A 19550-nucleotide genomic window follows, 5' to 3' on the forward strand; every position below is an offset into this window, starting at 1 on the left:
AATTGTATACAAAAATATTTTATCAGCCTAAAGTAAATACGATTTAGTTTATAATTACACAGCTAAAAGAGCGGTGTTTTGGAATTGTCACGAATGTGTTAGCCACCCTATTTTTGTAAAAAAGTAAAAAAAATATTGAATTGTATACAAAAAATATATATTATTGTATTCACTATGATAATTAAGGAAATGCAATTTAGACCATATTAGGGTCGAGTGTTATGTTTCCTGAAAAAATACCAATAAACTAAAGAGCTTATAAATCATTTATTTAACCACTTTAACCTGAGTATTCATGATACTAAAGCAGATTAAAATCCGGGATGTAATAAACAGGAGTTGCCTTTTGGTGGGGCTACCTTTTATTTCGATGGCTGCATTGGCAAATGTACCTTCTTCCCTTAACAATGGAAAGATTCCGATCTCGGATGTTTTAAACCCTTCGTCGGGTTTAGCTAAATTTCAGCAGCAGCTTGTCGGGCAGGTGCTGGACGCCAAAGGGCAGCCACTGTCCGGTGTGGAAGTGCGTAACCTTAAAAATGCAACTGTTACCGTTACGGATCAAGAAGGTCGTTTTAAATTAACGGGGTCCGTTTCAGATCAGATTCAATTTCGGTTAATCGGTTTTAATACAAAAGTGGTGTCGGGGAAAGATGTGCAGGCTTTGGTGCTTGATGCGAGCGAAAATGCACTGGATGAGGTTGTTGTGGTGGGGTATGGTAAGCAGAAAAAAGGCAACTTGACCGGTGCTGTGGCCAGTGTTAATTTTGATCAATCGACCTCGAGTCGGGGTCTTTCCAATGCCTCGCAGGCATTGCAAGGTGTTATTCCTGGTTTGGCCGTAAGTCAAAACTCCGGAATGGCCGGAAATAATGCAGCGGATCTTTTGATCCGGGGATTGGGGACGGTCAACAGTGCTGGACCGCTGATCGTGGTCGATGGAATGCCCGATGTCAATATGAACCGTGTAAATGTGAATGATATTGAAAGTGTGACCGTACTAAAAGATGCTTCTTCCGCTGCAGTATACGGTTCCAGAGCGGCCAATGGGGTTGTATTGATCACGACAAAGTCTGGTAAAAGAAACAGTAGGACGGCTATTTCCTTTAGTGCCAACAAATCGCTGGTGAAACCTACCCGCTCTTTTGATTTTGTCAATAATTATGCGAAAGCAATGACGGCTACTCAAAGGGCACAAGCCTATAATACGGCCGCATCTGCATTCAATTTTAAGAATGGAACCATCGACGAATGGTTGGCTTTAAGTATGATCGACCCAAGATTATATCCAAGTACCGATTGGTGGGATGTTATTCTCCGCAATGGTCAAAGTGGGAATTATAATGTTTCCATTAATGGAGGAACTGAAAATAATAATTACTATTTGTCTGTCGGTATGCTGGATGAGAAGGGGATACAGATCAATAATGATTTTAAACGTTATAACGCTGCATTTAACTTCGAAACAAAAGTAACCAATACCATCGGTGCTGGGGTGCGGTTCTCCGGAAACTGGTCCGATTACCGTTATAACTACGAAGACGGTATGACTGCCAACTCGACAAGTGGGATGGACCTGTTTACCTCACCAGCAGGTATATTGCCTTATGATCCTATTACCGGTTTTTATGGCGGTGCAATGTCTTACAATGAAAGTCCGCAGGCCAATAATATCTATGCCGATTACATGACGCGCAACCAAAACCACATGAATCAAAAGCAGGCTTTGGTGAATGGTTATTTAAACTGGAAGCCATTTAAAGGATTTGAGGCTAAAGTGGATTATGCCCTAAATTATGATACGCGTTTTCAATGGAAGGCAGATATGCCGACAAAATTATATAACATCCGGACGGGATTGTCTATCCGGGATCTTGTACCGACAAATGATGGGATATATAATACAGACCGGAACAATTACAAAACCCAGCTGAATTTCAAATTGAGTTACGATCATAAGTTTGGCGCTAACCATGATTTCTCTGCTTTGGCCGTGTATTCAGAAGAATATTGGAATAATCGTGTTTTAGCAGGTAGTCGCTTAGATCGTTTGCACCCTAGTCTACATGAAATTGATGGCGCTTCTGAAGACGTGCAAAATGTGTCGGGATCATCATCGGCAGAAGGTTTGCGTTCTTATATTGGACGATTAAATTATACGGCCTTCGGAAAGTATATGTTTGAAGGGAACTTCCGGGTAGATGGTTCTTCACGTTTCTTGCCGGGTGATCAATATGGTTTTTTCCCGTCTGCGGCAGTGGGCTGGCGGATCTCAGACGAGGTATTTATGTCGGCATTTAAGGAAAAGATCAGGATGAGTTCGGCCAAATTTAGAGCTTCTTATGGTTCTTTGGGAAATAATAGTGGTGTCGGATTGTATGAGCAGAAGCAATCTTTGGTCTCTAGTCCTTATTATTTGATTGACAATAGTACAGGGACAGGGTCTGTTGTCAAAGGGTTGATCAATAAGAAACTGATCAACTATGACCTTACTTGGGAAAAGACACGCGTGTTTAATTTGGGTTTGGATCTTGGATTCTTTAAAAATAAACTGACTGCGGAGCTGGATTATTACGAAAGAAAGACGATCGGTATGAACAGGCCTTCGGATGTATCTATGCATCTGACGGGTTTATTCACTGCCCCCCGACGTAATATTGGTGATATGATGAATAAAGGGCTGGAAGCAAATGTTACCTGGAATGACCGAAAGGGAGATGTGGGTTACATGTTGAACTTTAATGTTGGGTATAACAAGAACAAGCTGCTGTCCTGGAATGAGCAGTTGCAAAGAGGTTCGGTATTTATTAATATGCCTTATAATTTTATCTATGCTTTCGAATCGTTGGGCATTGCTCAGTCTTGGGAGGATGTCTATAATGCTGTTCCTCAGGGCGCTTCTCCGGGAGATATTTTGTTGAAAGATGTCAATGGTGATGGCAAATTGGATGCGAATGACCGTGTGGCATATCCAGCTTATCAACTGGGTAGACCAAAGGTGAATTACGGATTTAGAGGTTCGGTGGACTACAAAGGTTTTGATTTTTCTTTCCTGTTGCAGGCTGCCACAGGAAGAAAGGAATTTTGGATGAACAAAGCGAATTCAAACTTTTTAGGAACGGCAAATCAGGCTATAACTGAGGACCAGTGGAATAATATGTGGAGCCTGGACAATCGCGATGCTGATTATCCTAAGCTGCTTCCAAGTACATTAGGATCAACGAGTCCAAATGCGTATTTGAGCACATTTTGGCTGCAAAACATGTCTTATTTAAGGGTGAAAAATCTGCAGCTTGGCTATACTTTTAAGAAAGAATTACTGATGAAGCTGGGTATCCAGAAGTTACGTGTATTTGGTTCGGTCGATAATTTAGCGGTATTGACGAGCTTTAAAGGCTTAGATCCGGAGAAAAGTACCTATACCAATGATGCTTATCCGATGACGAAGAGTTTTGTGGTTGGACTGAATGTAGACTTATAATATTTGAACTTATGAAATCGATATATAACATATTGTTTATTTCTTCTTTGCTGCTTCTTGGTTTGTCCGCGTGCCGCAAAGATTTGTTGAATCAGAATCCAACAACAACGCCAAGCTCCGAAACGTTCTGGGTGGACGAAAATGACGCGCTTGCTGCGTTAATGGCGAACTATTCCATATTTAGGCCTTGTTTTGATCGCGACTATCATTTTGATGGACATGGAGATTTCCTTAAAATGTACAATACTGGTGCGGCGCCTATTTCATTAACGGTCAATAGTCCGATGAATTATGGCTCCGGTGCATCGGCAATGTATAGAGCATTGTATGGATCTATATTCAGTTCTAACTTTGTGATCGAAAATACCAATGCGCGTTTGTTGCCCGTAGCAAAAACTGATGCTGTAAAACAAACCCTGGAAACTATCGTGGCGGAGGCCAAGTTGTTGCGCGCCATTGCATACTTTAGATTGATTTCCCTATGGGGTGATGTGCCTTATTTTTATAAATCGGCGCCAGCTCCCATAGAGGCTGATACGGTGCGGAGAATGCCTATTGCACAGCTGAAGGATTCTATTATGGCTGATTTGAACTATGCGGTGGACAAATTGCCCAACAAGGGGTCTGCAATTGGTCGTGCCGGTAAGCCTGCTGCATTGGCCTTTCGTGGTAAGTTTCAACTGTATTGGGGTTCGTGGAAGAAAAATGGATGGCCTGAATTGGATGGATTTGTACAATCTGCTGCAGAGGCTAAAACGGCATATACTGCGGCCGCTGCGGATTTTAAACGTGTGATCAATGATTTTGGAATCAAAATGTTTAGAAATGGTGATCCGGGTCAATGGGGTGAATTGGGGAAGGCTGATGTGCTCCCAAATTATTACTACATGTTTATACCTTCTACGGGCAACTTGAGCCAAGATGAGGAAATGGTCATGGTACTGACGCATGGTGGTGTGGGAACAAAACAAAGTGAGGAATACCAGCGGGTATGGACGGGGCCATTGGTGTCTTTAGGACAGAATCAGGCGATTCCGCGCTATGAATTGGCCGACCGTTACCAATCTACCATTACGGGAGATTTCTTGCCAAAGATGGTTCAGCTAGATCCAGTGAAAAATCCTGCAGCACGTACTACGGCAAATTCAGCGGTGAACCCTGAATCGTACCGAAATCGCGATTATCGCATGAAAGCGACTTTGTTGTGGGATTACGAATTGATTATGAGTATGAGCCCTACGGAGACCACAGGTTATATTCCCTTTGTCTACAAAACTTGGGGAGCTGCGGTGACAGTTAACGGTGTCTCCTACAAAACTTCCTTTACCGATAATACCACAAATCTCTCGGGATTGCAATCGCGTAAATTTGTGCGCAATTATGGTGGTGTGGCGCGTAGTGATGGAAATTACAATTGGCCTTTGATGCGCATTGCTGACGTATACCTGATGTATGCTGAAGCAACCAATGAGATTGGTGGTCCACAGGCGGATGCAATTGATTTGGTTAATAAGGTTAGGCGTCGTGGTAACCTACCTGCACTTGCTGGAGCTAAAACCTCGTCTCGTGATGCATTTTTTGATGCCATCGAGCAGGAAAGAATTGTTGAGTTGTTTGGCGAAGGACAGCGCGCATTTGACTTGAGGAGATGGCGTAAACTGGAAACGGTGTTTGGCAAACCTTATGGTGATGGAAAATGGTTCCAGGATAGTTTTGGAAATAATTGGGAACGCTTTTTCTTCAATGAGTCTGAATTGACTTATCAAAAGTGTTATATCTATCAAATTCCGGAAACAGAACGTTCGCGGAATCCGAATTTAACACAAAATATACCTTGGAAATAATATGGTAACACTTGACTGTAATAAAATGAAATATACATTATTTTTAATCGGTATGCTGTTCGTTAGCTTGTCCGGTTGTAAGGATGATTATCCAATGGATGAGGATGGTTTGTTGATCACGACCAGGTCGGAATGTTATGTCAGTAGCTTTGAGCTGTTGGGCGCCGACTTTCAGACGGTGCGTACCAAAGCTGCGTTGGTAGATACCGTTGAACAAACCATAAAGGTGGAGGTGCTCTTTGGTACCGATTTGAAAAATCTATACCCACAGTTTTCTCTGGTCACCGATGCGGTTTTAGATCCCAAAATTTTAGGAAAAGAAGATTTTTCCAATTTGGATACGCCACGTGAATGGACTGTCGTGTCTGGAAATAGAAAGGTTCGTAAGACGTATAAAGTTTATTTGACAGTACAAAAATAAGTAAGCTGATGAAAACAAATTATTTAAAAATAGGGCTGTTGTCCATCGGATTTGGGCTCTTGTTGTTCGGTTCTTGTAAAGAAGAAGCTTATGAAATTCCAAAAGCAAAAGATGGTTTGCAAAACGATATTATTAAGCGCTCTTTAGGGCCAAATGTGGTTGGGGCTACCATAGACTTTGCATATGCTGCGGCGATTTTGCCAGATCAGGGGAAGCTTACATCCATTTCTGTAGAAGCCAGTATTGCCGGTGATGAAGGTACCATCCTTGAAAACAAGTCGTACTATACCAGTAGTACAGGGACAGATGTAGGTGTTGTCGTTGGTGATCCTGCGATTATAAATGGGAATAGTATGGAAGTGAAATTTACAAAAGATACCTCCGCTTCAACGCTGCGTTATAGCTACAAAATACCGGCAGTAGCAAAAGGTAAATCGGTCACTTTTACGTTCAGGGCGAGGTCCAGTAATGGACAGGAAATTGCCTTGAAGACCGAAGCTTATGCGGTTCGTAATATGGATATGGCCTTGGACCTGATCGGGAAAGACGGCGAGGCCTGCTTTTTTTCTGTGGCCGACTTAAAATGGTATACCGCTACCGAAGCGGCAGCAAACCCGGATAAGATTGATTTGGTCTATTTGTATCGGGCGTTGCCAACGGTGACTTACGCACATTCTTTGGTTGCTCCCACGACGGATGCCAGTTATTTGCCGAGCTTCACCTTACCTGCGGGACTGACAAATAAAACGAAGATCGTGAAGGCTTGGACGGTGCGCGATCAACAATTGGCGCGATTGCAATACAGTGTATTTGTGGACGATGTGGATTTGAAAGATAAATCGTTCGTAGATGCGCCAGATTTTGCGATTAATTTAAAAGCTGAATCGGGAATATGGCTGCAAACGGCTGATGGTAAATACAATGCTTATGTATTTGTCAATAGCGTAAATAATACGACAAAAGAAATGAAGATCAGTGTAAAAAGGCTGCAAGTAAAATAAAGATATGGGTGCAAGGATATGGCTAAAAGTTAAAGGTACTATGCTGGGGATCGCTTTTATGGCGATCCTTGGAACGTCCTATGGGCAGCAGGCAAAGGTTACTTCGATAAAAGGAAATGGACAGCGCCTGCAGGTGCAGGTGGATGTTCCGACGGCTGGTGTCTATACCTTGGTTTCTGAAGGTGAGGTTACCGATTTGGATAAAATTAAGGCGGCAGATAAAACAGGTATGATGACGCTGTATGCGATGATTGATGTTCGCGCTGCACGATCGACGAAACGGATCGTATTTGACAGCTTTAAAGGTGCGAAGCAAGATCTTGGTAAATTTTATTTTGAGAAAGGGAAGCAGACGGTCGGTATGCAATTGCCAGCTTATTTTAAGATTAAAGCTGTTTCGATCAATGCCTTTGTACCTCCGGTTGCGCCAGCTGCAGCAGAAAATTATAAACCAAAGATTGTTCCTCCTACAGGTCACCCGAGGCTATGGGTTAATAAAGAATCATTGCCGGTCGTTAAGGGGCGGTTGGAAGAAGCGGAGCATCTGGAAGCTTGGGGGAAAGTGAAAACACTTGCGCAACAACCTGTTCAATTTATTTTTGATCCGAATAAGGAAATGTTTTACGACGAAAAGCTCGAGCGTGCGATTGAATCAAAAGCGTTTTATTACCTCATGTCCGGTGACGAAAAAATAGGCAGGGAGGCAGTCAGGCTGGCCGATCAATACTTGACGATGTTGGAGTTCGGGAATGTTTCCTATGGTGATATTACACGCGAGTTGGGGCGTGCAATTTATACGGGTGCACTGGTGTATGACTGGTGTTATGCATTATTGGATGTGCACCTTAAGACCAGTCTGCATAAAAATATGATGCGTCTGGCGCAAGATATGGAAATTGGCTGGCCTCCCTTTTTTGGTATCGAAAGTATTATCAATGGGCATGGCAATGAGGCGCAGGTGTCGCGCGATCTGCTGGCAATGAGTATTGCTTTATATGACGAGGATCCGGTACCTTACAAGTATACTTCGTATTCTATTTTGGAAGAGTTGGTGCCCATGCGCAAGTTTGAGTATCAGTCTCCGCGCCATAATCAAGGTGTTGATTACGGTGGCTATCGCTTTGGGTGGGAAATGCATGGAGCCTGGTTGTATTATCGCATGCTCGGTTATCCGGTTTTTGACGATAATATCAAGAATATGCCCTATTATTGGCTGTATATGCGCACGCCTGACGGAAAAATGTTACGCGACGGCGATATGTTCAATGTAAAGTACAACAGTAGTGCTGATTTTTATTGGAAAAATCCACAGACCATGCTGCTTTGTTATGCCTATTCAGGCAATCCGGTAATTAAGGCTGAGTTTGTCAAGCAGGGCGGTTTGCCCGACAATCCAATCTTGTTTCTCCTCTTGGATGATCCAAAATTGAAGCCTGATTTTGACCGTGAGAAAATGCCGTTGACGAAAGATTTTGGACCTATTTTAGGGTCTATGGTTGCCCGGACAGGGTGGAGCGAAGAGAACGGAAGTTCCGATGTGGTTGCAGAAATTAAGGGGGGCGGTTATCATTTCGGCAATCATCAGCATGCCGATGCAGGTGCACTGCAGATTTATCATCATGGTATTCAGGTTGGTGATCTTGGGCTGTATCTTTCGTATGGTTCCCCTTATGATTTTAACTTTAATAAGCGGTCGGTTGCGCACAGTATGCTGTTGGTGCGTGATCCTGCGGAACCGCTTTTATTCAGGACCAAAACAAACGATGGTGGGACTCGGTTTAGCCAGCGTTTTCCGCGCACGGTTGACGAGGTGTTAAATGATTCCTGGTACCATACCGGAGGGATCAGGGCATCCGCATTTGGTAACGATCCCATTCAGCCGAGCTATAGCTATTTCAATATGGATCTAACGGCGGCATATACGGCTAAAGTAAAATCCTATGCAAAAAGTTTCCTGTTTTTGAATTTGAAAAGAAAGGATGTGCCTGCTGTCATTGTCTTATTGGATGAGCTTAAGACCAATGATAAGAAATTCGAACCCTATTGGCAGATCAATACGCTTGAAAAGCCTGTACGAAGTGGAACAGGTTTTGTGTTGAGCAGTAAATTTAAAAACGCAGCCGGTTCTACTTATGTTGATTTGCTGAAGCCACAGTTAAAAGAGTGTGCGGTGAAGTTGTATTCGGGTGATTCGACTGCTTTTGTTTTTGGTGAACTTTATCAGGTCAAGTCTCCATGGCCAGAAGCTAGGGGAACACGGATTATGGTTTCACCCAAGCAGGAAAGTGATCAGGCCAGTTACGCTTCGGTTTTTCAGATGACGGAGAGTGGCTCTTCAAAACTACCAGTGTATTCGGAGGAAAAAGCGAATTATTACCTCATAAGAGTAGCTGATCGTTTACTGGTGGTGGCCAAACCAAATCAATATCTTGATGAGCCCATTGAATTTGTGGTGCCGGGAGATCAACAGTATGAAGTTGTTGTGGTCGGTTTGAAAGATGGTTTCTGGAATATGAAAAGTTCATTAAAAAATAGTAGCTTTAATATAAATGTCCTGAAAGGAAATCATACCACCAGTTGGAAATCTAAAGCCGAAACTATTTATTTGTCGCCGGGAAGGCAGTATGAAGCCCAAGAGGGAAAGATTAATTAAAGAATACATTGTTTAAATTTTTTTTAATGATTTTGTATTCTTATTTTTGCATAAAATTGTATACAATATGAAAGAGGATTCGCTTGCCTATAAAGTTTATTTAGAAGTACGTAAGAAAATTTTGTCCAGTCAGCTGGCTGGCGGGGCAAGATTGGTGGAGAGTGCTTGGGCGGATAAGATGGCGGTGAGTAGAGTGGCTGTTCGTGAGGCTTTTATGCGTTTAGCAGGGGAGAGTCTGGTTGAGTTTGGTGAAAAAGGTGGCTGCTTTGTGAAGAAAATGACGGTCGAAGATGTGAAGGATATTCGTGAGCTGCGTGAGCTGTTGGAGATAGGCGCATTAAAGATTCTGTTTTCAAAGAAAAGTAAAGAGCTTATCGAAGATTTAGAACTGATCTGCAACGATTTTTCCGACATGGTCAGTAAAGGCTATTATGGTGGTGCTTGCGAGGCGGATGTTCGTTTTCATGAGCGTATTATTGAGGGAACTTGCAATTCAAGGTTGATTTCTATTTACAAGAATAGTAACATCCCCTTATTCCATATGAAGCTTGGGGCTATTATGGGGCAGATGGAAGATTACCTGGATACGGAGAAGGAGCATCGCGCTATTGTTGATGCGCTGAAAGCGGATGACTGGAATAAAGCTTATACCACCTTGGTTCATCATTTGGATCGGGGCGAGCAAGAAGCCTTGGAACTGGTTTAATGTTTTTTTGATTTTTATAAAGGGTCTATTGTTTACAATAGACCCTTTTTTGTGCTGTCCCACTGCAACAATTGCCCTTTTTCAGCTTCTGTAATCATAAGTCCCTGAATGCCTTTTGGGTCTAAAGCACAATTTGTTGGATTCTTCCCCGGCGTAGGTATTTTCTCGGTCGTCTTGTTTTTGGTATCAATGGATAGGATATGTTGCGATCCATAAATCGCTGCAAAAAGATAATTGTCGTTCGTGAGAGCTATGCCGTCCGGGCCGATACTACCGCCTGTTTCTATGAATTTTTCGATGTTTTCTACCTGTTGTGTCAAGCTGTTCCAGTGCATTTTCCAGATCCATTTTGTGCCTGTTTCAGCAACAAAAAGTGTGCAGTTGTCTGCTGCAAAGGCCAATCCGTTTGGGTAAAAAAGGCCTGTGTGGATCTTCGTAAGCGCACCATGTTTATGTAGACAGCAGATGTAGCCTGTGCCATCTTCCAGGTCACTTCCAGGGCAGGAAAATAGGAGGTTCCCTTCGGTATCAAAACATAAGTCGTTGGGCATTTTTAATGGCTTCCCTGCGATTTCCGTGACTATTGTCGTCGTGGTTTTGTTGAAGGGATCATAGCAACGGATGCTGTTTTGTTTTGAGTCGCAAAACCATATTATGCCGTTTTTGTCGATTGCAATTCCGTTGGGATGTCCATTCACAGCTATTCTGCTATACTGATTGTCTTTGTAATAGATCAAGTTTCCTGCTTCTTTCTCCACAAGCCATAGGCCACCCTCCCGGTCGAAAGCGGGGCCTTCTGGAAAAAGAAGTCCTTCAATGAGAATATTCATTTTTAAAAATTTTAAAATTTATTTTAAATGTATACAAAAATATTGTAATTTGGTATACATAAAATAAGGTGTATTAAAATACAAATTATTGATGACTGCGACATGTGTGGCGGTGATCGTCCAATTATAACAATAACAAATAGCAAAACTTTTAATAGGCATGCAAGAAAATGAAAAATCAGCCGCGATACTGCGGGAGAATGCAAGATGGATACCTGGTGGAGTGGTATCGTTAAATCGGAAGTCAGATCCGAATATCTGCTTCGTCAAAGGGAATGGTAGTTTGGTCGAAGATATTGACGGGAACAGCTACATCGATTATCAGGCTGGATTTGCAGCATCCTTTCTGGGGCATAATGATCCTGATGTGAACGCCGCAGTGTTACAGACATTGCAGGAGCAGCAGGTATTGATGGGGGCTGGGCCAACGTTACTGGAAGGTGAGTTTGCGGAGCTTTTTTGTCAGTCTGTTCCTTCGGTGGAGAGCGTTCAGATTACAACGACAGGGTCGGAAGCGACTTACCATGCGATCCGTATTGCCCGTGCGGTAACAGGGCGTGATCATGTGATTGTTATGCAGGGGGGCTACAATGGCTGGCATAACGATGTGGCCTGCAATGTGATCAGTCAGCGTGCAGATGTTGGCTCATATCAAAGCCCGGGGGAATATCCATTCGATTCATTAAGTGCTGGTGTTCCCAAAAATCACAGCGATTTAGTACACATTGTCAACTACAACGATTTGGAAAGTGTGCTGTATGTGGTTCAAAAATACGATGTTGCCTGTATTTTGTTGGAGCCTATTCTTCAGAATATCGGTATTGTAAAGCCAAAGGAAGGTTACCTGGAAGGCTTACGCAAGATGGCTGACGAGCATGGATTTCTGTTGATCTTTGATGAAGTGAAAACTGGATTTAGACATGCGCTGGGGGGCTATCAGTCGATCTGTGGTATTCAGCCGGATCTTTCAACTTTCGGAAAGGCGGTTGCAAACGGCTACCCATTGGGTGTTATTGCAGGCAAGAAAAAATACATGGATTACTTTGTGGATCCTGATAAGTCGAAGCGGGTGATGATTGCCGGTACTTTTAATGCCTTTCCATTAACGACGGCGGCGGCGATAGCAACATTGAAAAAATTAGGCAGCTCGGAGCATCGAGTTTATGAGCACGTAGAAGCACTTGGTGCGCGTTTGGAGCAGGGATATAACGAAATATTTCCTAAATTAGGCGTACCATTTTATGTCGCACGTCAAGGATCTGCCTTCTGTACATATTTTATGGACCATGCGCCAGTCAATTTTCATGATATTTTGGATAACCACAACTTTGAACTGGATACCCAATATCGTAAAAAGCTTATTAAAGAAGGGATTTTCAATTTCCCGGCACCAATTAAACAAGGAAGTATCTCCTTTGCGCATACGGAGGATGATATAGACAGAACGTTGGAGGCAACTGAACGCGTAATAAAAAGTTTGTAAACCCTAACTATGAAAATAACCGCTATTGAAACCTTTGTGTGCCATGCGCGCATGCGAAATTGGATTTTTGTCAAAATTATTACCGATCAGCCCGGACTTTGGGGCTGGGGCGAAGCCACCTTGGAATGGCATACGCAAAGTGTGGTCGGAGCAATCAAAGATATTTCTCAATTGTTGATCGGTGAAGATCCGCGTCGTATTGAATACCTGTGGCAGATGATGTATAGACAACACTTCTGGCATGGAAACGGGATCGTTCGTGGTACGGCCATCAGTGGTATTGACATCGCCTTATGGGATATTCTAGGTAAAATTCACAATGTCCCTTGTCACGAGTTATGGGGAGGCCGTGTGCGTGATTATATCCGTTTGTATTGTCATTTAGGTGGAGGTCGCATGGAAGATTTTTATGAGACTGCTCCGGATGATGCCAAACGATTTGGTGATCTTGCGCTGAAAGCTGTTGATGAGGGTTTTACCGCTTTTAAATCGATGGCTGTCCCAGAGACAATGTCTTTGGAAGGTCTTCGTCCAATTAAATATGCTGAAGCTTGCGTTAAGGCCATGCGTGACGCTGTTGGCGACGATATTGATATTATGGTGGATTGCCATGCGCGGCCAAGTCCACGTATGGGGATGCAATTTGCGAAAGCATTGGAGCCTTACGGCCTGTATTTCTTTGAAGAGCCATGTTGGCCAGAGACCATGGAAGATATTGCCTTGATTCAACGTGCGGTGACGACACCTATTGCTTCAGGCGAACGTTTGATCGGAGTGCATGCATTTCGGGATATGCTCGAGAAGCGGGCAGTGAGTGTGATTCAACCTGATATTACCCATTGTGGCGGTCTCTCTGAAGCGCGTAAGATCGCAGCTTTGGCTGATGCTTACCGTGTCTCTATGGCGCCACATAACCCGCAGGGACCTGTGAGTACGGCCGCCTCCATTGAGCTGGGATTTGCAACACCATCCTATATTATTTGCGAAAGTGTGCATAAGGACGTTGAATGGCGCCAGGACGTGGTTACCGAAGGGTTTACAGTTCAAGAGAAAGGACGCATTGTTCTGCCGAATAAGCGCGCCGGTTTGGGTATTGAAATCAATGAAGAAGAGGTAAAGAAGCATCCTTTTCAACAGGAAATTTTGCAGCGAACCTTCTATAAAGACGGTAGTGTAGGGGATTGGTAGTCTAAAAATAGCGATAATGGAGGAATATAAGAATAAAGTCGTATTGATCAGTGGGGGACTTGGTGATATCGGAAGGGCTATGGCTGAAGCATTTTTGAACCAGCAGGCAATTGTATGCATCTCGGATCGGTTTGAACCACAGGCGGCGAGAGCGCAGTGGTCCTTGTTGGATGATGCTGGAGCACGTTTGTTTTATGATCAGGTCGATGTTGCAGACGCCAGACAGGTTGACGCCTGGGTACAACGCATAAGGCAGGAGTTGGGCGCAATATCCATCTGTATCGCGAATGCCGCATGTGTCACTATTAAAGACTTCAGCACGTTAAGCAATGCCGAATGGAAGAATGAAATGGCCGTTAATCTCGACGGTTCATTCTTCCTGGCGAATGCCTGTGCGAAGTCATTTGTGGAGACTGAGCTTGCGGGCTCGATCATTTTTATGGGTAGCTGGGCTGCACATGCCGTACATCAAAATTTACCGGCCTATAGTGTCTCGAAGGCGGGCCTGCGTATGCTTTGCCAGGCCATGGCTCTTGAATATGCAGCGTACGGAATTCGTGTCAACGAAATTGCACCAGGCTATGTCAATGCCGGGTTGAGTAAAGTGGTCTGGTCATCAAACGCCGAACTTCAAATGAAAGCAAAGGCTGTGGTGCCACTTGGCCAGATTATAGAAGCAGAAGAGGTTGCTAAACAGGTGCTATGGATCTGTTCGGACAATTGTAAACATATGACTGGTACCGCAATTGTGATGGATGGTGGACTGTCTTTGATTAGACCTTAACGTATGAAACAGAAAGACCTCTTGAAAGAAACGGCGGGTAGTTTGTACGGACGATTTGGACTTAGCCAATGTGATATTACTCCACCGATCGGCATCTATTCCCGTAATTGGGGGGCGGCTGCATTTGACCAGGGAACGGCTGTTCATCAACCTTTGATGATGCATTGTCTATATATGCAATCCTGCGATGGCTTGCCTGCAATCCTGCTAACCGCTGATTTAGGCTGGTGGAAAAATGCAGCTGATGAACAAAATTTACGATTAGCATTGCTCAGTCATTTTAATCTGGCTGAATCGCAGCTGATTTTTGCGCTATCGCATACCCATGCGGGGCCTAGCATCTGTTCGACAGATGCAGCGCAACCTGGAGGTGAACTGATTTTGCCGTACCTTGAATTCCTCAAACAACAGGCGATATCTTGTGTTGAAATGGCACAAAGTGGTTTATTTAAGGGGAGTCTAACCTGGAACTATGGTGTATGTGATTTGGCAAGCAACCGCGATCTGGAAGTGGATTCTCATTATCTGATTGGTTACAATCCATTGAAAGAAGCAGATACAACCTTGTTGGTCGGACGGCTGTATGATGAAACTGAAAGCTTAAAAGCGGTTATTTGTAATTATGCCTGCCACCCAACCAGCTTTGCTCACGAGAACGATCTGCTCTCACCCGATTTTGTGGGCGAAATGCGAAATACAGTAGAGCGCTCCTTATCCGTGCCTTGTCTTTTTTTACAGGGCGCGTCAGGTGATTTAGCTCCACGGAGACAATATGTAAAGGATCCAGCACTGGTGGAAGCCAACGGAAAGCAGTTGGGTTATGCTGTTCTCGCGACGCTGGCCCAGGAACAGCATGGTCATAAAAACTGGGTTTTTAAGGAATCCCTGATTTCGGGGGCTCCACTGGCCTGTTGGGGATTTCGGGAACAGACTGCTTCAATCGATCTTAAGCAAAGGGTATTATCCGTCAAAGTGCCTTACAAAAAGCTGCCTAGTCCCGAAGCAATTTTGAGTGAATACGAACGCTGTACGGATCGTGTTATGAAAGATCGCCTTTGGCGGAAATATAATACCCGTAAATCCATTGGAGATCAACAAGAAGCTATTATTCCGGTGTGGATCTGGAAAATGGGAGATGCCGTGTTGGTGGCGCAGGCCAATGAAGCCTATTCCTGTTATCAAATTGAAGTGAGAGCCCAATTTCCAGATCATACGATCGTTTTTATCAATATCGCGAATGGCTATGTGGGGTATCTCGCACCGAAGGAGCTTTATGATAAGGATATTTATGCCGTGTGGCAGAGCCCCTATGCCAGCGGCGGTCTTGAAATACTTATTGAACAAACTAAATTAGGAATTCAAACATTATTGACCGATGAAACTCGATTGGATTGATGTCGTTATTTTTGCCGTATATATTATTGGTATAGTGGTATTGGGCTTATACGCTTCGAAAAAAAAACTCCGCCTCTAAGCGGGATTATTTTCTTGCGGGTGATAAGCTGCCCTGGTGGATGATTGGCGGAAGTATCATCGCCGCAAATATCAGTAGCCATCATCTCGTTGGCGCTATGGGGGCTGCTTATAGTCGCGGTTTTGTCGCGATTACCCTGGAATGGGGAGCGATTCTAATCGGTTTTAATGCATTATTATGGATATTTCTCCCTTTTTATATCCGCAATGGTTTCTATACGATTCCTGAATACCTCGAAAAAAGATATGGCAACGCTACCCGCGTGTTGTACGCTATTTTGATCCTGTTTACCTATGTTTTTGTGGAGATTGGGGCCGTTCTTTATTTGGGCGGTCTGTCGTTGCACGCTTTATTCGGCATTCCTATTTTATACAGTATTTTTGGAATGGCAATTTTGACCGGTTTATATACCGTTTTAGGCGGTCTAAAAGCGGTGATATGGACGGAGATGGTACAGCTTGTCATTTTGGTGCTGGGCGGAATAGTATTAACTTTTGCCACCATTGATGCGGCAGGAGGTTTTCAGTCTGTGGTAGAATCCTCCAAGGATTGGAAAATGTTTTATCCCGCATCTGATCCTGACTTTCCCTGGACCATGTATTTAGGCGGACTGTTGTGTATCAGCGTGTTTTATTGTGCTACGAACCAATTTATTGTGCAGCGCGTATTGGCGGCAAAAAATGAATGGCATGGGCGCATGGGTGTCATCTTTGGTGACTATCTTAAATTTTTGGTTCCCTTGATTATTACTATTCCGGCATTGGTGGCTCCAAAATTCCTGCCGCATCTCGATCAGCCCGATTTACTGTTTGCGACACTCGTGGAAACCTTATTGCCCAAAGGTCTGGTTGGTTTGGTGATGGCAGGGTTAATTTCGGCTATCATGTCCCATATTTCAGGAGCGATCAATTCCTGTACAACGATTCTGACCGTCGATATCTATAGCCAGTATATTAATAAAAATGCAAGTGACTACGAAGCAGTCCGTTTTGGTAAGCGCGCCGGAGTCGCTATTATCGTGCTCGGAATCATGAGTGCGGTTGTACTGATCAGTTATTCGGATAAACCAGTTTTCCTTTATTTGATGAATCTATACGGTCTTTTTACACCAGGCATTGCAACGATGTTTTTAATGGGGGTTTTTTGGAAAAGAACCACATCGCAGGGTGCTTTGACAGCAGGTTTACTGACAATTCCCCTTTCTTTACTTTTGGAATATGCCTTACCTGAAATGCCATTTTTTAATAGAACAGGTATTGTATTCTGGACTTGTATGATTGCTTGCGCCGTGGTCAGTTTGTTGACACCTGCGGTCTCAGAAGCAAGGTTAAAAAATCTTGTGTTGACGGGCGATTCTTTTCAGGTGCCGGATCAAGATAAAGCCGCTTACCGTGGATTTCGAAATCCGACCTTATGGTGGATAATTATAACGGTGTTGGTGCTCTATTTTTATGTACGTTATTTTTAGCTTAACTTGTTGAAGTGTTAAACTTTTAAAACTTATCCAGATGATCGAGCCAATACTGAAAGAATTAAATACCAAGATAGAGAACATTTTTCCGAAAATCGTTGCAATACGCCGACATATCCATCAGCATCCTGAATTGTCTTTCCAAGAATACGAGACAAGTGCCTATATTCAGCAACAACTCGGAGAATTGGGTATACCATTTGAGATTGTCGCTCAAACAGGTGTTGTGGCTGTGCTGACCGGTCAAAAATCGGCAAGTGATGATATTGTGGTATTACGGGCCGATATTGATGCTTTACCGATAGACGAGCAAAATGATGTGGGATATAAATCGAAGAATAGTGGTGTCATGCATGCTTGTGGCCATGATTTTCATACGGCTAATCTATTGGGGGCAGCATCTATATTAAATGATTATAAAACGGAGTTTTCCGGTAAAATTGTTTTGCTATTTCAGCCTGCTGAGGAAAAGATTCCTGGCGGAGCGATTCAGGTTTTGGAATCCGGGATTCTGGAATCTTTCGGTGGAACGATTAAAGCTGTGCTGGGTTTACATGTAAGTCCCCGTGTTTCTGTAGGAAAAGTCGGTTTACGTTCCGGGCGATTTATGGCCTCGAGCGACGAGTTCTATTTTACCATTAAGGGACGCGGTGGCCATGCTGCGGAGCCACATCGGGCTGTTGATCCCATTATGATCGGCGCGCAGTTACTCACCACCTTACAGCAAGTTGTCAGTCGGAAAGCCAACCCTGATGTACCATCTGTATTGACCTTTGGTCGTTTTATTGGAGATGGCGCGGCCAATGTTATTCCCGAGGAAGTCAAATTAGCCGGAACATTTCGTACAATGGATGAGGTGTGGCGCAAGGAGGCGCTGGAAATGGTTGCTGAAATAGCGGCGACGCTTCCCGTATCGCTTGGTGCAAAGGTAGAAGTTGAAGTCCGGCATGGTTATCCCGCGCTTTATAATGATCCCGCGTTAACGCAAAAAGTCAAAACTATTATCGCGGAGACGATGGGGAATAGTGTGCCACAAGATCTCGAAATCTGGATGGCGGCCGAGGATTTTGCTTATTATTCTTATCGTTATCCCGCCTTGTTTATGTTGATAGGCACAAATAATGACGATTCTGCCACACAATATGGTCTTCATAATCCACAGTTCAATCTGGATGAAAAGGCTTTCGAAACATCAATCGCTGTTTTAGTCAATGCAGCTATTTCCCTTTTGAATGAATCAAATGAATAGAAAAAAATTCTTGATGTCCTCCTTTGCATTTGGATTATCCTATGCCGTTAATGCGAATAATAAGGTGTTCTCAGAGCATGATAACGTAAAAAAGATAGGGATCATTGGGCTAGATATTACACACGCTGTTGCTTTTACAAGAGCGATTAATACGGCTGCTAGCAATCATCCCTACGGAAAATACAGGGTTGTTGCGGCTTATCCCTACGGAAGCAAAACAATTCCCTTAAGTATCGAGCGTATTCCGAAAATTACAGCGGAAGTGCAGCAGCTCGGTGTTTCGATTGTATCAAGTATTGCCGAGCTATTGAAAAAAGTAAACTATGTGTTTTTGGAGACAAATGATGGAAATCTTCATCTGGAGCAGGCACTTCAAGTAATCGAAGCTAAAAAACCTTTATTTATCGATAAACCAATAGCGAATTCCTATAAGGACGCTTTCCAAATTTTTCAATCAGCAAAAAACTATGGTTGCCCTGTTTTTTCATCAAGCTCCTTGCGTTATATTACCGGTCTTCAGGAGTTGGATAGGACTAAGGTAATAGGCGCAGATGTCTATTGTCCGGCAGTAACGGAACCTTCGCATAAGGATCTGTATTGGTATGGCATCCATGGGGTCGAAATGTTATTTGCATTGATGGGACCGGGATGCCGCTCGGTAAAGACTATTCAGGAACAGGGTACCTCGTTTTATGTTGGAGAGTGGGCGGATGGAAGAATTGCCTCACTTCGGGGCATTCGCGAGGGAAAGGATGATTTTGGCGGTACGGTTTTTTTGAAAGATCAGATTGTTCATTTGGGACAATTTATGGGATACGGTCCATTGTTGGATAAGATCCTTCCGTTTTTCGAAACGGGTGTAAGTCCGGTTGACGAAAAGGAAACCCTGGCAATATGCGCATTTATAGATGCAGCCGAAGAAAGTAAATTAAATGGCGGAAATGTTGTTCAGCTTCAAAAATAGC

The 19550-nt window shown here is 43.5% G+C and carries 14 protein-coding genes; 13 read left to right on the top strand and 1 reads right to left on the bottom strand.

Annotated features, from left to right (window positions below; genetic code table 11):
- Positions 1–295: 295 nt before the first annotated feature.
- The 6 genes from BV902_RS10580 to BV902_RS10605 all read left to right on the top strand — a co-directional run bounded on the left by BV902_RS10580 (position 296) and on the right by BV902_RS10605 (position 10106).
- Positions 296–3481 (top strand): SusC/RagA family TonB-linked outer membrane protein, encoded by a 3186-nt coding sequence (locus tag BV902_RS10580; RefSeq protein WP_083663559.1) that lies wholly within the window; start codon positions 296–298, stop codon positions 3479–3481.
- Positions 3482–3492: 11 nt separating this feature from the next.
- The gene (locus tag BV902_RS10585; protein ID WP_075991895.1) at positions 3493–5325 is read left to right on the top strand and encodes a RagB/SusD family nutrient uptake outer membrane protein; all 1833 of its coding nucleotides are present in this window, start codon (positions 3493–3495) and stop codon (positions 5323–5325) included.
- Positions 5326–5350: 25 nt separating this feature from the next.
- The gene (locus BV902_RS10590; RefSeq protein WP_075994715.1) at positions 5351–5746 is read left to right on the top strand and encodes a hypothetical protein; all 396 of its coding nucleotides are present in this window, start codon (positions 5351–5353) and stop codon (positions 5744–5746) included.
- An 8-nt stretch (positions 5747–5754) separates the two neighbouring features.
- Positions 5755–6747, top strand: a complete 993-nt coding sequence (locus BV902_RS10595; RefSeq protein ID WP_075991896.1) for a DUF4466 family protein — start codon at positions 5755–5757, stop codon at positions 6745–6747.
- Positions 6748–6751: 4 nt separating this feature from the next.
- A complete protein-coding gene (locus BV902_RS10600; protein ID WP_075991897.1) occupies positions 6752–9400 on the top strand; it encodes a hypothetical protein in 2649 nt (882 codons plus the stop codon).
- Between the two features lie 67 nt (positions 9401–9467).
- Positions 9468–10106: a GntR family transcriptional regulator gene (locus tag BV902_RS10605; protein ID WP_075991898.1), complete on the top strand. Its 639-nt coding sequence runs from the start codon at positions 9468–9470 to the stop codon at positions 10104–10106.
- Between the two features lie 32 nt (positions 10107–10138).
- Here the strand turns inward: BV902_RS10605 and BV902_RS10610 are convergent, their stop codons facing one another.
- The gene (locus tag BV902_RS10610; protein WP_075991899.1) at positions 10139–10936 is read right to left on the bottom strand and encodes an SMP-30/gluconolactonase/LRE family protein; all 798 of its coding nucleotides are present in this window, start codon (positions 10934–10936) and stop codon (positions 10139–10141) included.
- A 160-nt stretch (positions 10937–11096) separates the two neighbouring features.
- Here BV902_RS10610 and BV902_RS10615 point away from each other — a divergent pair, with 160 nt between their 5' ends.
- The 7 genes from BV902_RS10615 to BV902_RS10645 all read left to right on the top strand — a co-directional run bounded on the left by BV902_RS10615 (position 11097) and on the right by BV902_RS10645 (position 19549).
- Positions 11097–12419 carry an aspartate aminotransferase family protein gene (locus tag BV902_RS10615; RefSeq protein ID WP_075991900.1) on the top strand — a complete coding sequence of 441 codons (1323 nt, stop codon included), beginning with the start codon at positions 11097–11099 and terminating at the stop codon, positions 12417–12419.
- A 9-nt stretch (positions 12420–12428) separates the two neighbouring features.
- Positions 12429–13607 (top strand): galactonate dehydratase, encoded by a 1179-nt coding sequence (gene dgoD / locus BV902_RS10620; protein WP_075991901.1) that lies wholly within the window; start codon positions 12429–12431, stop codon positions 13605–13607.
- A 16-nt stretch (positions 13608–13623) separates the two neighbouring features.
- On the top strand, positions 13624–14391 hold the full coding sequence (locus BV902_RS10625; protein WP_237242087.1) for an SDR family NAD(P)-dependent oxidoreductase: 768 nt from the start codon (positions 13624–13626) through the stop codon (positions 14389–14391).
- Positions 14392–14394: 3 nt separating this feature from the next.
- Positions 14395–15786: a hypothetical protein gene (locus tag BV902_RS10630; RefSeq protein WP_075991903.1), complete on the top strand. Its 1392-nt coding sequence runs from the start codon at positions 14395–14397 to the stop codon at positions 15784–15786.
- A 119-nt stretch (positions 15787–15905) separates the two neighbouring features.
- Entirely contained in the window at positions 15906–17333 is a 1428-nt protein-coding gene (locus BV902_RS10635) for an SLC5 family protein (protein ID WP_237242089.1), read from the top strand.
- A 40-nt stretch (positions 17334–17373) separates the two neighbouring features.
- Positions 17374–18585, top strand: a complete 1212-nt coding sequence (locus tag BV902_RS10640; RefSeq protein ID WP_075991904.1) for a M20 metallopeptidase family protein — start codon at positions 17374–17376, stop codon at positions 18583–18585.
- Positions 18578–19549, top strand: a complete 972-nt coding sequence (locus BV902_RS10645; protein WP_237242090.1) for a Gfo/Idh/MocA family oxidoreductase — start codon at positions 18578–18580, stop codon at positions 19547–19549. Before BV902_RS10640 ends, BV902_RS10645 begins: the two co-directional genes overlap by 8 nt.
- Position 19550: the final 1 nt, after the last annotated feature.

The organism is Sphingobacterium sp. B29 (assembly GCF_001952815.1).
Lineage (GTDB): Bacteria > Bacteroidota > Bacteroidia > Sphingobacteriales > Sphingobacteriaceae > Sphingobacterium > Sphingobacterium siyangense.

Excerpts from the sequence above, each read along its gene's own strand:
- BV902_RS10580 (WP_083663559.1), top strand. The coding sequence starts at position 296 with ATGATACTAAAGCAGATTAAAATCCGGGATGTAATAAACAGGAGTTGC.
- BV902_RS10585 (WP_075991895.1), top strand. The coding sequence starts at position 3,493 with ATGAAATCGATATATAACATATTGTTTATTTCTTCTTTGCTGCTTCTT.
- BV902_RS10590 (WP_075994715.1), top strand. The coding sequence starts at position 5,351 with ATGAAATATACATTATTTTTAATCGGTATGCTGTTCGTTAGCTTGTCC.
- BV902_RS10595 (WP_075991896.1), top strand. The coding sequence starts at position 5,755 with ATGAAAACAAATTATTTAAAAATAGGGCTGTTGTCCATCGGATTTGGG.
- BV902_RS10600 (WP_075991897.1), top strand. The coding sequence starts at position 6,752 with ATGGGTGCAAGGATATGGCTAAAAGTTAAAGGTACTATGCTGGGGATC.
- BV902_RS10605 (WP_075991898.1), top strand. The coding sequence starts at position 9,468 with ATGAAAGAGGATTCGCTTGCCTATAAAGTTTATTTAGAAGTACGTAAG.
- BV902_RS10610 (WP_075991899.1), bottom strand. The coding sequence starts at position 10,936 with ATGAATATTCTCATTGAAGGACTTCTTTTTCCAGAAGGCCCCGCTTTC.
- BV902_RS10615 (WP_075991900.1), top strand. The coding sequence starts at position 11,097 with ATGCAAGAAAATGAAAAATCAGCCGCGATACTGCGGGAGAATGCAAGA.
- dgoD (WP_075991901.1), top strand. The coding sequence starts at position 12,429 with ATGAAAATAACCGCTATTGAAACCTTTGTGTGCCATGCGCGCATGCGA.
- BV902_RS10625 (WP_237242087.1), top strand. The coding sequence starts at position 13,624 with ATGGAGGAATATAAGAATAAAGTCGTATTGATCAGTGGGGGACTTGGT.
- BV902_RS10630 (WP_075991903.1), top strand. The coding sequence starts at position 14,395 with ATGAAACAGAAAGACCTCTTGAAAGAAACGGCGGGTAGTTTGTACGGA.
- BV902_RS10635 (WP_237242089.1), top strand. The coding sequence starts at position 15,906 with ATGATTGGCGGAAGTATCATCGCCGCAAATATCAGTAGCCATCATCTC.
- BV902_RS10640 (WP_075991904.1), top strand. The coding sequence starts at position 17,374 with ATGATCGAGCCAATACTGAAAGAATTAAATACCAAGATAGAGAACATT.
- BV902_RS10645 (WP_237242090.1), top strand. The coding sequence starts at position 18,578 with ATGAATAGAAAAAAATTCTTGATGTCCTCCTTTGCATTTGGATTATCC.